The following is a 13897-nucleotide window of genomic DNA, read 5'->3' on the forward strand; positions in this document are numbered from 1 at the left end:
CTATCCAACAGAACCCTCCAAACTAATTGCCAGCAGCTTCTGAGCTTCTACGGCAAACTCCATTGGCAGCTCTTTCAGCACATCCTTGGCAAAGCCGTTGACGATCAGGGCCACCGCTTCCTCTTCGTCGAGGCCGCGTTGTTGGGCGTAGAACATTTGCTCGTCGCTGATCTTGGAGGTCGTCGCCTCGTGCTCGATCTGAGCGCCGGGGTTCTTTACCTCGATATATGGCACGGTGTGCGCGCCGCATTCATCGCCCAAGAGCAAGCTGTCGCATTGGGTGAAGTTGCGCACCCCTTCCGCCTTTGGCCCCACGCGAACAAGGCCGCGGTAGGTGTTGGAGGATTTGCCAGCGCTGATGCCCTTAGAGATGATGGTCGAGCGCGAGCCCTTGCCATTGTGGATCATCTTGGTGCCGGTGTCGGCCTGCTGGTAATTGTTGGTAACCGCGACCGAGTAGAACTCGCCCACGCTGTCTTCGCCATTGAGGACGCAGGACGGATACTTCCACGTCACCGCGCTGCCGGTTTCAACCTGCGTCCAGCTGATCTTGGAACGATCACCCTGACAAAGCCCGCGCTTGGTCACGAAATTGTAGATCCCGCCTTTGCCCTCGCTATCTCCCGGATACCAGTTTTGGACGGTCGAATATTTGATCTCCGCATCCTCCATCGTGACCAGTTCGACGACAGCTGCGTGAAGCTGGTTTTCATCGCGCATGGGGGCGGTGCAACCTTCGAGATAGGAGACGTAAGACCCCTTCTCCGCGATGATCAAAGTGCGCTCAAACTGGCCCGTATTCTCCGCATTGATGCGGAAATAGGTGGACAGCTCCATCGGGCAGCGCACGCCTTCGGGGATATAGACAAAGGTGCCATCCGAAAAAACGGCGGCATTGAGGCACGCAAAGTAATTGTCGCGGGTCGGAACCACCCGGCCCAGCCACTTCTTCACCAGCTCCGGATATTCTTTGATCGCCTCAGAGATGGATCGGAAGATAACGCCCGCGCGCATCAACTCTTCGCGGAATGAGGTCGCAACACTAACGCTGTCGAACACAGCATCCACGGCGACTTTCTTCGCGCCTTTGACGCCTGCGAGCACCTCTTGCTCACCCAAAGGAATGCCGAGCTTGTCGTAAACGCGCTTAATCTCAGGATCGAGATCGTCGAGCGAATCAAGCTCAATCTTCTTGGTCGGTGCAGCGTAGTAATAGGCGTCTTGGTAATCGATCTTGGGATAGCCGACCTTGGCCCAATCAGGTTCTTCCATTTGCTGCCACATGCGGAAGGCTTTGAGGCGCCAGTCAAGCATCCATTCCGGCTCACCCTTTTTGCCAGAGATGAACCGCACGGTGTCTTCGGTTAGGCCCTTCTCGGCAAACTCGGTCTCAATATCCGAGGACCAACCATGCTCATACTCAGTCGCAGCGGCAGCTGCGTCCTTGGCATCTTGGTCCATCTCTGGCCTATCTAATTGAACATCGTGATCGACGTTATCGGTCATGCCGTAAGCTCTTTTTGTGGAAGTTTTTGCGAGGGCGCGTGACGAAGGTCATCAAGCGTAATTTCAGCAAGCGCGCCGCGCAGCTTGGAATTGATAAGCGGCCAATGCGGCTTCATATTGCAACCCGCCTCGTAATCGCACTCGCCATTGTCGAGGCAGGCTGTAAGAGCAATCGGCCCCTCCACCGCTTCGACAATATCGGCAACCGTAATCGCGGCCGCAGGACGTCCCAATTGCAATCCGCCGCCTGCACCGCGAACCGAACGCAGCAAGCTTGCAGCAGTCAGCTTTGAGACCAACCGTTGTACCGTAGGTACAGGGAGTCCCGTCTCATTCGCCAGCTCAGCCGCGCTCACCCGGCCATCCCCGCAATGGGTCGCCGCTTGGCACATCGTGATGATGGCATAATCAGTGAGGTTCGAAAGACGCATGGCGAGGGGGAAGGAGGCCTTATTGCGAGTGGTTCTTAAATCAGATTGATTCGCTCGTATTTCAAATACGCGCGAAACAGTCTGATTTCAAGGAGTGTTCGAACTATCAAAAAAAGGGCGGCTACCACGAATGGATAGCCGCCCATGTGAGTTGAGGAACTCTTTGCATCACTGCTTCGAGCCCTTCGGGTCGCATCCTTTATGTAGCTGAGCTGGAAGGAGATTAATTGTATTGAAGCGACAAGCTTTGCAAATCGCAAAATTATCGCCACACGCTGCTTCCATCAGCCTTGCGCCCTGAATTCCGCTCGACAAGGCAGCGGTTTTGCGGCTTAGCATTGCGCGATGCTTAACCCGTTTAAACTGTTCAACCTCGCTCGGCCTGCGATATTCGCGCTCGATTCGGAAACTGGTCACAAGCTGGCGATCAAAGCGCTCAAGGCAGTGCCCATCGGCCCATCCGCGAGGCGCCAAGACAACCCATCAAAATTGGCCATCCATGTAGCCGGGCTTGAATTTCCCAATCCCGTCGGTGTCGCTGCGGGCTTTGATAAAGACGCCGAGGTTCCAGACAGCCTCTTGGCGTTGGGATTTGGCTTCACAGAAGTAGGCTCGATCACACCGCGGCCACAGGAAGGCAATCCCAAGCCGCGCTTGTTCCGGCTGACCGAAGATCAAGGCGTCATCAACCGAATGGGCTTTAACAATGCAGGGGCTGAGGCAGCATTGAGCCGGCTGGAGGCACGCAAAGCGCGCGGCGGCTTGGTCGGGATCAACATCGGCGCCAATAAAGAATCCGAAGACCGTATCGCAGACTATGCCAAAATGGCTCGGATGATGACCCCTTATGCAAGCTACCTTGCCGTCAACGTCTCAAGCCCCAATACACCGGGCTTGCGCGCGCTTCAGGACGAAGGTGCACTATCGGCATTGATCGATGGCGTCATCGCGGCGCGCGCTGAAGCGGCCAATGAAACCCTGCCGCCAATTTTCCTTAAGGTCGCACCCGATTTGCAGCCTCAGGATATTGACGCGATTGCTCGTATCGCTTTGGATAAAAAGCTGGGCGCACTTATTGTGTCAAACACAACGATTTCGCGCGAGGGCCTCACATCGCGTCACTCAGGCGAAATGGGCGGCTTGTCAGGCCAGCCATTGCGCGAACTGGCGCTGCAACGGGTGCGCGATTTTCGCACAGCCACCGGCGGCCAGATTCCTCTGATCGGTGTGGGCGGAATAGCGACGGCTGAACACGCATGGGAACGCATCTGTGCCGGCGCAAGCCTCGTGCAGCTTTACTCTGCCATGGTCTATCACGGGCCGACATTGGGTCAGCACATAGCAAAGGGTCTTGCGCGAATAATGCAAGCCAAAGGCTTCACAAGCATTGCGGAGGCGGTGGGAAGCGAATAGCTACTGCCCCATGCTAAAACACCTCACACTTCTCCCCTTATTTGCTCTTGCTCTGACTGGCTGCACTGACGCGTCTTCTCCGACCGCAAGTGCACCGCCGCCAATCACCGCGTCCAAAGCCGGGGCCGTTAGCAGCGCTGATCCGCGCGCAACCGCAGCGGGCGAGGCGATTTTGGCCAAAGGCGGTTCGGCAACCGATGCAGCGATTGCCGTGATGCTCGCACTAACCGTAGTTGAGCCGCAAAGCTCCGGCATTGGCGGAGGCGGTTTTATGTTAAGAGCGGGCGATGGAAAGCTCGTGACCTTTGATGGCCGCGAAACCGCGCCAAAAGCTGCGACACCGACGCGCTTTCTTGATGAGGACGGCGAACGCCTGCCACGCGATTTGCGGGTGACCTCAGGCCTTAGCGTTGGCGTACCGGGCAATCTGGCGCTCGCAGCAAAAGCGCATGAGAAATTCGGCGTCCTTCCTTGGGCAGACCTGTTTGAACCTGCGATTGCCCTTGCGCGCGACGGGTTTGTGGTGAACCGCCGCCTTCATGCTTCATTGAGCGGTCGTAAGGAACGTGCTGGTAAAACGGAGGCAGCGCGCGCAATTTTCTATGGCTCTGATGGCAAGGCCGTCTCGGTTGGAACGACCGTCAAAGTACCCGAACTCGCCGCCACTTTTGAGATGCTAGCCAGCCAGAGGCCTTCCGCCTTTTACGAGGGCGCCGCTGCCGATTTTGCAGCCTATGTCGCGAGAGAGACACCGCAAGACGGCGCAATGACCGCTAGTGACGTCTCAGGTTACACCGCAAAGGAGCGCGATCCTGTCTGCGTGTCCTATCGCAGCTATAAGGTCTGCGGCATGGGCCCACCGTCCTCTGGCGGGGTTGCCGTTGGTCAGATGCTGGCACAGCTTGAACGGTTTGATGTGGCCGCGCTTGGACCCAATAGTCCCGAGTTTTGGCACCTTTTCTTGGATTCACAGCGTCTGGCATATGCCGATCGCGAACTTTACATTGGCGATAAGGATTTTGTCGAAGTTCCGGTCGCAGGGTTGATTGATCCAACCTATCTTGCCAGCCGCAGTGCAATCCTAAACCCGCAAAAAGCCATCGAAAAGCCAGAGCCCGGGACACCGCCGGGTGCACCCCTGGCCCGTGCGGATGGTGATGAACCGATTGAAAACGGGACCACCCATTTCTCCATCGTCGACGGCGAAGGCAATGCGGTAAGCTACACTTCGACGATCGAAGGGGCTTGGGGATCAGGCCTTCATTGGGGCGGGTTCTACCTCAACAATGAACTCACCGATTTCAGCACGAACCCTAGCGTGGATGGCAAGCCGGTCGCCAATCGCGTCGAAGGTGGAAAGCGCCCGCGCTCATCCATGGCGCCAACGATTGTCTTCAATGACAAGGGTGAAGTCGTACTCGTCATCGGTGCAGCTGGCGGGCCGACAATCCCTGTACAGGTTGCGCGTTCTGTTGTGGGGGTCCTCGATTTCGGCATGACCGCTGAGGAAGCGGTGGGCTTGCCTTTGCTGATGGCCTTTGGATCGGTTGCAATCACCGAAGAAGGCAGCGTCGTCGCTGGCATGGTCGATGAACTTAAAGCGCTTGGCCATGAACAAATCCGAGTGATCGCGCCGCGCGGAAAAACCAATGCTCTGCGGCGGATTGAGGGAGGCTGGGAAGCGGCCGGCGACCCGCGCATTGCCGACCTTCTGTCCTATGTTCCAGCCGAAGAAGGTCCGCAAGAAAGCGGAGCAAACGCGCCTTGAGCAAACGCACCATGCCTTGCCGCGCTACCTTGTCGTGGTGCCAATCATCGCTTATTTCGGATTTTGAGAGAGAATTGAGCGTTTCGCCCTAGTATTTCCAATACTTTGTCGCGGCGCTGCTGAGAGGAGCAAAATTCTGTGAACGCACCCTATGCGCCGCCAGTCGTTGATCCCAATGACGATCCGATCTTGCAAGACATTGATCAGGCAAAAAACCTTGTCGAACTGTTCCTGAAACGCGCCGATGAAAAAGGCGACGCGCCGTTTCTTGCCCAAAAAGTCGGCGGCGAATGGACCACGCAAAGCTGGAGCGAGGTGGCAGATGCAATGTGTTTGCTCGCTGAGAGCCTTCGCCGGATTGGCCTGAAACCCGGCGACCGGGTGGCGCTGGTTTCGGAAAATCGCCCTGAATGGTGCATTGCAGATATTGCGATCATGGCAGCAGGGTGCATTTCCGTCCCAACCTACATCACCAATACACAGCGCGACCACGCACACATCCTCGACAATTCCGGTGCACGCGCGGTGATTGTTTCTAATGAGAAGCTGCTTGCTCCATTGGTCGGCGCGATTGCAGAGACCGGGAACACCGACTTTGTCATCGGGATTGATGATCTCAAACGCAAACAAGCCAGCAGCTTTGAATACCATAGTTGGGAAGACTTGGCTGCGGGCGACGCCCGAGCAGCCCGCAAGGCTGTGGATGCGCGTATCGCGAATATTGGCCGCAACGACACCGCCTGCCTGATCTACACCAGTGGCACCGGCGGCGCGCCGCGCGGAGTGATGCAGCATCACGGCGCGATTCTTTGCAATATATCGGGCGCGGGCGAGATTCTGCTGACCGATTTTGGCATCACAGACGAACGCTTTCTATCCTTCCTTCCGCTCAGTCACGCTTACGAACATTCGGCAGGACAATATCTGCCTATCGGTGTCGGAGCGCAGATTTACTATGCCGAAGGCTTGGAGAAGCTCGCATCCAACATCGAAGAGACTCAGCCCACCATCATGGTCGTGGTCCCGCGCCTGTTCGAAGTTTTGCGCACTCGGATTATGAAACAGGTGGAAAAGCAAGGCCGCGCCGCCAATTTCATGATGGATAGCGCGATTAAGATCACGGAGAAGGCGCGCAAAGGCAAAAAGCGCCTGCGTGACCGGCCGCTTGATCTGGTGGTTGAGAAGGCCCTCCGCCCCAAAATTCGCGCAAAGTTTGGCGGGCGCTTGAAAGCTATGGTCTCTGGCGGCGCGCCGCTGAACCCGGAAGTCGGCAATTTCTTCCAAGCGATGGGTCTTACCATGCTGCAAGGATACGGTCAGACTGAGGCTGGACCTATTATGAGCTGCAACCGCCCCAAAACGGGCCTGCGCATGGACACGGTTGGCCCGCCGATGCGCGGGGTTGAGATCAAGATTGCCGAGGATGGTGAGATCCTGTGCGCGGGCGAGCTCGTGATGCATGGCTATTGGCGCAACAAGGCAGAAACCGCGCGCACTATCCAAGACGGCTGGCTCCACACAGGCGATATCGGCCTGATCGATGAAGGTGGCCGGATCAAAATCACCGACCGCAAGAAAGACATGATCGTCAACGACAAGGGCGACAATGTCGCCCCGCAAAAGGTAGAGGGCATGATGACCCTGCAACCTGAAATTGCTCAGGCGATGGTGAGCGGTGATAACCGCCCCTATGTGGTCGGCCTGATCGTGCCGGATGCCGAATGGGCATTGGAATGGGCGCGGGCAAATGATGAGAAATTTGACCTAAAGGCGCTGCAAGACCTGCCTGCGTTCAAAAACGCAGTGCGCGCGGCGGTTGATCGGACGAACAAAGACCTCTCCGTGGTCGAAAAGGTCAAGAGCTTCGCCTTTGCGGACGAGGCCTTCTCAATCGAGAACGAAGAGATGACGCCGAGTATGAAAATCCGGCGCCATAAGATTCGTGATCGCTATCAAGAGCGGATTGATGGAATGTACCGGAGGTAGTAGGCAAGAGGATGCCTGTTGGTAAAGTTGTGATCCTGAACGGTGTCTCAAGTTCAGGAAAATCCTCGCTTGCTTTTGAAATTCAGAGGATCTCGCGCGTTCCTTTTCTGAGGTGCTCGCTAGATGCCTTCTGGGATATGACCCCTGCGAACATTCCCGCTGGATCTCACAGCTTCCCGCGAATGAAAGAAGCAATGGCGAAGTCCGTCGCCGCTCTGGCATTGACCGACTGCAATGTGGTGGTCGACGTCATCCTTCGAGGAAGGGGCGATTGCGACGCATTCCTTGCGCATCTCAACGCTATCGACTTGATGTTAGTGAAGGTCAAATGCAACCGTGAAGAACTGGCGCGACGCGAGATTGCTCGTGGTGACCGCAAACACGGATTGGCCCTTTCACAGCTTGCAACGACACACCAAGGTGTTGACTACAACCTTATAGTCGACACCGCTTCAACCAGCCCTCACATGGGAGCGCAGAGTATCCTTGCGTCGCTAAATGCGTAGCGGGCTCAAGCCACCTCAACATCTTTGACATATTCGGACATCAATCTTTGACCTCAAGCGAGGCGATCTACGCTCCTGCGCAATTGACCCAATTGTTGAGAAAGTGATGCAAAGCTGTGCTGCAACTCCTCCTCAAACATATGAGCCTCTTGCCTGTCGAGCACCCAACTTTCTTCAATCGGGGCATTGGCTTTGAAGCGGGTGAGATCAAAACGCGCATGCCAATTGCTCCGTGGATCAAGAAGCGTCGTTAGCTCACCATGCGCCAGAAAAGCACGTTTTGGCTCGATATCGCACCAATCCTTGATCGTCTTTGCGGCTGCCTTGTGCTGCTTCTCAGTGCCAGACATGGTGTCAAACAAGGTCTGTGCTTCGCGCAAACGCGGGCCCGCCATCGGGCTCAGCTTAACCAGGTGATCACACTTCAAGGCCTCTTGCAATGTCTTTGAAACGGCGCGCTCGCCTCTGGCGCAAAGATCAATACAGCGTCCGCGCCACGCATCGATTTCATCGCGGGCGAAGGAATGTGGGTTTGCTAGTTCAGGATTGTGCGCGTTCACGCCGCCTCAACATCCTCGACATATTCCGGCATAAAGTTCGGCTGACGCTCTGACCATGCGGGGGCTGTGGCTGCGGCTTCGCTCAAGGATTGCAACAGCAGTTTGCGGTGATCCGGGCGGATGAGTGGCAATGCCGCTGCGGCGCAGAATACGCTTGGCAGATAGGGGCGCACTTCGGCACCTAGCAAGCGCTCATAGAGGAAACGGAAAGCAGAAAAGCTCTCGATCCGTTCTTGACCAAGATCAAAGGCCGCGATGCGGATGCATTTGCCGACAAAGCGTTCAATCTCGCCAATGCCGCTGTCTTGGGGGATTAACCCGCGCAAAGAACGAAGGTCCTGATAAGCGACATATTGCCGGCGGATCGCGACGTTCTCATCCTCGCTGCGGCCCCACAGGCGGAACGCATCACAGCGCGAAAGCCCGATATCGAGGCTGCGCTTGATGTAACGCTGCTCGCTGGGGGTGAACCCGGCAAATTCGCGCATTTCGCCAATGGTCAAGGTCGAGGTGCTGGCAAGTGTCATTCATCGTCTCCTGACTTCAGAAGACGGGTGTGACGGCTTATGGTTAATACGTAGTAACCAAGGCTGAGGATTTACAATTCGCTCAGCATAATTGCGCGCTAGATCAGGCTTATCAGATGAGACCGGCAAGCGGGCTTGAGGGATCAGCATACTTGCGCCGCCCCATACGGCCCGAAAGATAGGCTTCGCGTCCACCTTCGACCGCCAGCTTCATTGCGCGGGCCATGCGAATAGGGTCTTTCGCCTCGGCAATGGCGGTGTTCATCAAGATACCGTCGCAACCAAGCTCCATGCCCACCGCTGCGTCCGATGCCGTACCAACGCCAGCATCGACAAGCACAGGCACCGAAGCACCTTCAACGATAAGGCGGATGGTCACTTGGTTTTGGATACCAAGGCCCGAACCAATCGGCGCGCCCAAAGGCATGATTGCAACCGCGCCCGCATCTTCCAATTGCTTGGCGGCAATCGGGTCATCGACGCAGTAAACCATCGGCTTAAACCCTTCCTTGGCAAGCACTTCGGTCGCCTCAAGGGTCTCTTTCATATTAGGGTAAAGCGTGCGCGCTTCGCCCAGCACCTCAAGCTTTACGAGGTCCCAGCCCCCCGCTTCGCGCGCCAGCCGCAAGGTGCGGATCGCGTCGTCGGCGTTAAAACACCCAGCGGTGTTGGGAAGATAAGTGGTTTTCTTTGGGTCGATAAAATCGGTGAGCATCGGCGCGTTGGGGTCTGTCACATTCACGCGGCGCACGGCCACGGTGACGATCTCCGCTCCGCTCGCCTCGACGGCAGCGGCGTTCTGTTCGAAATCCTTATACTTGCCGGTCCCGACAATCAGGCGCGAGGTGAAGGTGTGGCCCGCGACAGTCCATGTATCTGTTTGGTGGTCGCCCCCGCCTACAAAGTGCACAATCTCCAAGATGTCACCATCCGTCAATGGAGCCACTCCAAGGGTTGAGCGCGGCACAATTTCGCGATTGCGCTCTACCGCCACTTTGGCAGGCTCCAATTCAAGCTCACGCACTAGCGCAGCGATTGTATTGGCAGAAGTCTGGCGGGGTTCGCCGTTCAGGGTGATGGAAATCTGATCGCTCATAGTGTCTCAAATAGAGGCCTTGCGCAGCCGCGCAAGCCTCCCTTGCATCCCGCACCATGCGCTTTGCCGCAATTGCACTTGCTTGCGCGGGGACCAGCGCACATTTAGAGCCGCGTTATGGCCACAACCACGCATTCTCCAGCGGCTTCAGCTCCGTCAACAGCACCGCATCGTCCTAAAGCGCTTGCACGCTGGCTTGAAGCGGTAGCGATTCTTGTGGTGCTTATTGTACTGGTGGGCGGTATCACACGCCTTACCGAGAGCGGCCTTTCGATAACCCATTGGAGCGTGGTGACCGGCATCCTACCCCCGCTTACGGAAACGGCTTGGCAGGCGGAGTTCGCGCTGTACCGGGAAACCGGCGAATACAAATTTGAAAGCGGTCCGGCCGGAATGGACCTCGCGAAGTTCAAAATTATCTATTTCTGGGAATGGTTCCACCGCATCCTTGGCCGGGTGATTGGGCTTGCCTTTTTGCTGCCTATGGCATGGTTTTGGGTGAGAAAGTCCATCCCGCAAGAATACAAACCGCGCCTGTTGGCGATGTTCGCCTTGATTTGCGGGCAAGGGGCATTGGGCTGGTATATGGTGAATTCCGGTGTTGGCACAGACCTCACCGATGTAAGCCACTTCCGCCTTTCTGCTCATTTGCTCACTGCGCTGTTCCTGCTTGGCGGGCTGATTTGGACCGCGCGTGATCTTCGCAGCGCGAGCACAGCCAAACTTACCGTGCCTTCTGCTCTTGTGGCGGGCGTGCTCTTTATCCAACTGTTGCTCGGCGCTTGGGTAGCGGGCCTTAATGCAGGACATGCAGCCTATGATTGGCCGCTCATGAATGGACGCTTGGTGCCTGAGATGGATTTCTCTTCAGGGTTCTTTGCAACGCTGACCAGTGATCCCTTCCTTCTCCACTTCCTCCATCGCTGGTGGGCATGGATCGCAGTCGCAGCTCTCGTTTATCTTGCAAGACGTGTGCGCCAGTTCGACCGCGCAGCATCAATCGCGCTTCACAGCGCCTTTGGCATTATGGTGTTGCTAGGAATTGCCACTGTCATGAGCGGAGTAGAGCTTTGGATTGCAGCAGCGCACCAACTTACCGGAGCGCTTCTCGTCGCAAGCGTCGCTTGGGTGATGCATTCCGACGGCAAGCCCAAGGCCGCCGCATGACCGCGGAGACGAAGGCTGCGTTGGTGTGGTGCCCCTTCTGTGATGCCGAGAGCGCGCGCACGATCGCAGGTACATTGCTCGAAGAAAAGCTCATTGCTTGCGCCAATATTATGCCTGCGATTGAATCGGTGTTTGAATGGCAAGGGAAAGTCTCCAGTGAGAGCGAAAGCGCCGCGCTGTTCAAGACAACGGCCGAACATCTGGACGCGCTAACTAGGCGGCTGGAGGAGCTTCATCCCTATGAAACGCCGGCCATTGTGGGTTGGTTAGTCGATAAAACACCGCCACGGACCATGGAGTGGTTGAACGAGACGCTGAAATAGCATCAGTTGAGCATGCGGTATTATTTTACCACCCTCGAAACCCCCGGATTTGCTTGACTTGAGCGCCTATCGGCGACAAATGCGCCTCTCTCAATCGATCAAATCCGTTTGGTTGGTCGCGTGATTCGCACGTTCGAACCATGCAACAGTTTTCGCAAACCCTTGATTTAAGGACGCATCAGCCATGAAGGGCTTAAGCAAACAGACCGCGTCGGTGAAACCGGCAGAGGTCGAAAAGAAATGGCACATCATCGATGCCGACGGCCTTGTGGTCGGCCGGCTCGCCTCGATTGTCGCCAACATCCTGCGCGGTAAGCACAAGCCAAGCTATACGCCGCATGTCGATTGTGGTGATCACGTGATCATCATCAATGCAGGCAAGGTGAAATTCACCGGCAAGAAAAACACCGACAAAATCTATTACAAGCACACCGGTTACCCCGGCGGCATCAAGCAAACTACGCCTGAGAAGATTCTCGAGGGTCGTTTCCCTGAGCGTGTGCTTGAAAAAGCAATTGAGCGCATGATTCCCCGTGGTCCATTGGGCCGCGATCAAATGCGCGCTCTGCACCTCTACGCTGGCACTGAGCACCCACACGACGGCCAAAAGCCGACCGTGCTCGACGTTGCTTCGATGAACCGCAAGAATAAGGTCTCCGCATAATGGCTGACGAAAACAACACCGTCTCCGATCTCGCAGATCTCAAAGACATCGCCGCTGATGCGCCTGCTGCAGATGCAGCGGAAATCGCGCAAACCACTGCGAACAACCCAGCAGCACCTCTGCGTGAGCAAGAGCTCGACGCACAAGGTCGCGCTTACGCAACCGGTCGCCGTAAAGACGCAACGGCTCGCGTTTGGTTGAAACCTGGCACTGGCAAGATCACCGTCAACGGTAAGGATCAGGAAGTGTACTTTGCACGTCCAACTCTGCGCCTCATCATCAGCCAGCCGTTCGTTATCACAGACCGCGTAGGTCAGTATGACATCGTCGCAACCGTCAAAGGCGGCGGCCTTTCGGGTCAAGCTGGCGCGGTTAAGCACGGCATCAGCCAAGCTCTTACCAAGTACGAGCCTGAGCTTCGTAGCACTGTGAAGTCTGCTGGCTTCCTCACCCGCGATAGCCGTGTGGTCGAGCGTAAGAAATATGGCCGCGCGAAAGCACGTCGTAGCTTCCAGTTCTCGAAACGTTAATCGAACTCTTCTCCGATGCCTTTGCGCGTCGGCTAGAACAAAAAGGGCGGCACCCGTTGTGGGAGCCGCCCTTTTTTACCTGTGGCTGATTTCGCTTAGCGCTGAAGCAGCATAATGCCCCAGCCAAGGCCGCTGCCGCAGATAAAGACGGGCCAAGACCAGAAGAAGCGAAGGCCATCGATTGTGATCGCATAAATCGCCAAAGAGCCGCCACTGGTCCCTTGCGAGCCAATCACCAGCGCTATGCAGAGCGTCAGCAGAGCGCTCATTCCCATCGCTTTGAACAGGTCCATCGACCACCCTCCTACCAGAAATCTACGTGATTATCGGTATATAGGCGTTAAATACGCACCTCTAAGAAAGGTTAAATTTGGTGAGTATGAGGTAAACGTCAGCCCTGAGGAAAGTCCCGGATTTCGACTTCAATCGCACGCCCCTTCGCGCAGGTCAGCACATTATAAGACGCCGGGATACCGCCGCGCAGCCGAGTTGAGAGCGTGCCCGCCCCAATCACATGCGTACGCCAGCCCGGTCCGGAACGGACTTCTGAAAAAGGCTTGTGAATGTGCCCCGAAAGGACCGCACTCATGCCATTCATGGCGAGGTTCGTCATCGCTTCATCACCGCGGATGGTTGCATTGGGCCCTTCAATCTTAGGACCATGCAAGGGGTGGTGGGCTGTGACTATAAGGTGGCGCGGGTCACTCTGGAAACGCGCTAGCTCCTTACAAGTGCGAGCTTCGGAAGCCTTAGTCACATGCCCATCGGACCACGGCCAACGATTTTGTGACCTCACCGTGCTCTTGAGTGGGATCAGGACGAGATCATCGGTTTCAAAACGCTCAACCGCTACCGCTTTGCGCAAGGCATTGTGCCGATCGTAAGGCCGAGTAAAGCGCTCCCACAGATTATGATAGGGCATATCGTGATTGCCTGGATCAATCCAAACAGGCACATCAAATTGCGAAAACCAATCTGCGGCCGCCGCATATTCTTCCCGCGTGGCACGCTGTGTCACATCGCCGGTGCAAACAAGCGCATCAGGCCTTTGCTCGTGAACGGCATTAGCGACCCGTTCCAAGGCAGCGGAATTCTCCACTCCAAAATGAACATCGCTGATATGAAAAAGTCGGGTTGTCATACCAATAAGCCCCAAGCGGCAACACGGCGCACATGCAAGCAAAAAAGGCGTATGCCTTGAGCATGGCAAGCCATCATTCTGAGAGTCCATCATATCCGTCACATTGGCAATAGGCCGTGCAAAAGCCCGATTCGGCGCCCAAAAACCAAAATACGACCTGAGCAAGAATATAACGCCGGTGACCCAAACGACATATGACAATTTCATGTAAACGCTCGTCCTTTGAAATATGTCGTTCGTCAGCAAGACTTGGACATCCGTCTTTTTTCACGCTGCCAA

Annotated in this window: 15 protein-coding genes; 8 read left to right on the forward strand and 7 right to left on the reverse strand. The window is 56.1% G+C overall.

Translation table 11 applies throughout. From position 1 onward, the window contains the following. Both sufB and ABJ205_RS09000 read right to left on the reverse strand, forming a co-directional pair. Complete coding sequence (gene sufB, locus ABJ205_RS08995) at nucleotides 1-1506, reverse strand: Fe-S cluster assembly protein SufB (RefSeq protein WP_348154805.1); 1506 nt, start codon at nucleotides 1504-1506, stop codon at nucleotides 1-3. Beyond that, nucleotides 1503-1937 carry an SUF system Fe-S cluster assembly regulator gene (locus ABJ205_RS09000; protein ID WP_348154808.1) on the reverse strand — a complete coding sequence of 145 codons (435 nt, stop codon included), beginning with the start codon at nucleotides 1935-1937 and terminating at the stop codon, nucleotides 1503-1505. Before ABJ205_RS09000 ends, sufB begins: the two co-directional genes overlap by 4 nt. 345 nt (nucleotides 1938-2282) lie before the next feature. Here ABJ205_RS09000 and ABJ205_RS09005 point away from each other — a divergent pair, with 345 nt between their 5' ends. The 4 genes from ABJ205_RS09005 (at nucleotide 2283) to ABJ205_RS09020 (ending at nucleotide 7610) form a co-directional block, all read left to right on the forward strand. Continuing rightward, nucleotides 2283-3350, forward strand: a complete 1068-nt coding sequence (locus ABJ205_RS09005; protein WP_348154811.1) for a quinone-dependent dihydroorotate dehydrogenase — start codon at nucleotides 2283-2285, stop codon at nucleotides 3348-3350. Between the two features lie 10 nt (nucleotides 3351-3360). After that, complete coding sequence (gene ggt, locus ABJ205_RS09010) at nucleotides 3361-5118, forward strand: gamma-glutamyltransferase (RefSeq protein WP_348154813.1); 1758 nt, start codon at nucleotides 3361-3363, stop codon at nucleotides 5116-5118. 138 nt (nucleotides 5119-5256) lie between these two features. After that, nucleotides 5257-7104: a long-chain fatty acid--CoA ligase gene (locus ABJ205_RS09015; RefSeq protein ID WP_348154816.1), complete on the forward strand. Its 1848-nt coding sequence runs from the start codon at nucleotides 5257-5259 to the stop codon at nucleotides 7102-7104. 11 nt (nucleotides 7105-7115) lie between these two features. Continuing rightward, nucleotides 7116-7610, forward strand: coding sequence for a hypothetical protein (locus ABJ205_RS09020; protein WP_348154818.1), 495 nt, complete (start codon nucleotides 7116-7118; stop codon nucleotides 7608-7610). A 53-nt stretch (nucleotides 7611-7663) separates the two neighbouring features. Here the strand turns inward: ABJ205_RS09020 and ABJ205_RS09025 are convergent, their stop codons facing one another. The 3 genes from ABJ205_RS09025 to thiS form a co-directional block, all read right to left on the reverse strand. Then, nucleotides 7664-8170, reverse strand: a complete 507-nt coding sequence (locus ABJ205_RS09025) for a hypothetical protein (protein WP_348154820.1) — start codon at nucleotides 8168-8170, stop codon at nucleotides 7664-7666. Then, a complete protein-coding gene (locus tag ABJ205_RS09030; RefSeq protein ID WP_348154822.1) occupies nucleotides 8167-8697 on the reverse strand; it encodes a hypothetical protein in 531 nt (176 codons plus the stop codon). The genes ABJ205_RS09025 and ABJ205_RS09030 overlap by 4 nt, the downstream gene beginning before the upstream one ends. A gap of 112 nt (nucleotides 8698-8809) precedes the next feature. Beyond that, entirely contained in the window at nucleotides 8810-9793 is a 984-nt protein-coding gene (thiS, locus tag ABJ205_RS09035) for a sulfur carrier protein ThiS (protein ID WP_348154825.1), read from the reverse strand. A 117-nt stretch (nucleotides 9794-9910) separates the two neighbouring features. Between thiS and ABJ205_RS09040 the strand changes: the two genes are divergently transcribed. The 4 genes from ABJ205_RS09040 (at nucleotide 9911) to rpsI (ending at nucleotide 12477) form a co-directional block, all read left to right on the forward strand. Next, nucleotides 9911-10960 (forward strand): COX15/CtaA family protein, encoded by a 1050-nt coding sequence (locus ABJ205_RS09040; protein WP_348154827.1) that lies wholly within the window; start codon nucleotides 9911-9913, stop codon nucleotides 10958-10960. Beyond that, nucleotides 10957-11283, forward strand: coding sequence for a divalent-cation tolerance protein CutA (cutA, locus tag ABJ205_RS09045; protein ID WP_348154830.1), 327 nt, complete (start codon nucleotides 10957-10959; stop codon nucleotides 11281-11283). Before ABJ205_RS09040 ends, cutA begins: the two co-directional genes overlap by 4 nt. 184 nt (nucleotides 11284-11467) lie before the next feature. Continuing rightward, complete coding sequence (gene rplM / locus ABJ205_RS09050; RefSeq protein ID WP_348154832.1) at nucleotides 11468-11947, forward strand: 50S ribosomal protein L13; 480 nt, start codon at nucleotides 11468-11470, stop codon at nucleotides 11945-11947. Next, nucleotides 11947-12477, forward strand: a complete 531-nt coding sequence (rpsI, locus tag ABJ205_RS09055; protein WP_348154835.1) for a 30S ribosomal protein S9 — start codon at nucleotides 11947-11949, stop codon at nucleotides 12475-12477. Before rplM ends, rpsI begins: the two co-directional genes overlap by 1 nt. A gap of 95 nt (nucleotides 12478-12572) precedes the next feature. Here the strand turns inward: rpsI and ABJ205_RS09060 are convergent, their stop codons facing one another. Then, nucleotides 12573-12770 (reverse strand): hypothetical protein, encoded by a 198-nt coding sequence (locus ABJ205_RS09060; protein WP_348154837.1) that lies wholly within the window; start codon nucleotides 12768-12770, stop codon nucleotides 12573-12575. Nucleotides 12771-12868: 98 nt separating this feature from the next. Next, nucleotides 12869-13618 (reverse strand): metallophosphoesterase, encoded by a 750-nt coding sequence (locus ABJ205_RS09065; RefSeq protein ID WP_348154840.1) that lies wholly within the window; start codon nucleotides 13616-13618, stop codon nucleotides 12869-12871. Between the last annotated feature and the right edge of the window lie 279 nt (nucleotides 13619-13897).

The sequence above is a fragment of the Erythrobacter sp. genome (assembly GCF_039988855.1).
Lineage (GTDB): Bacteria > Pseudomonadota > Alphaproteobacteria > Sphingomonadales > Sphingomonadaceae > Erythrobacter.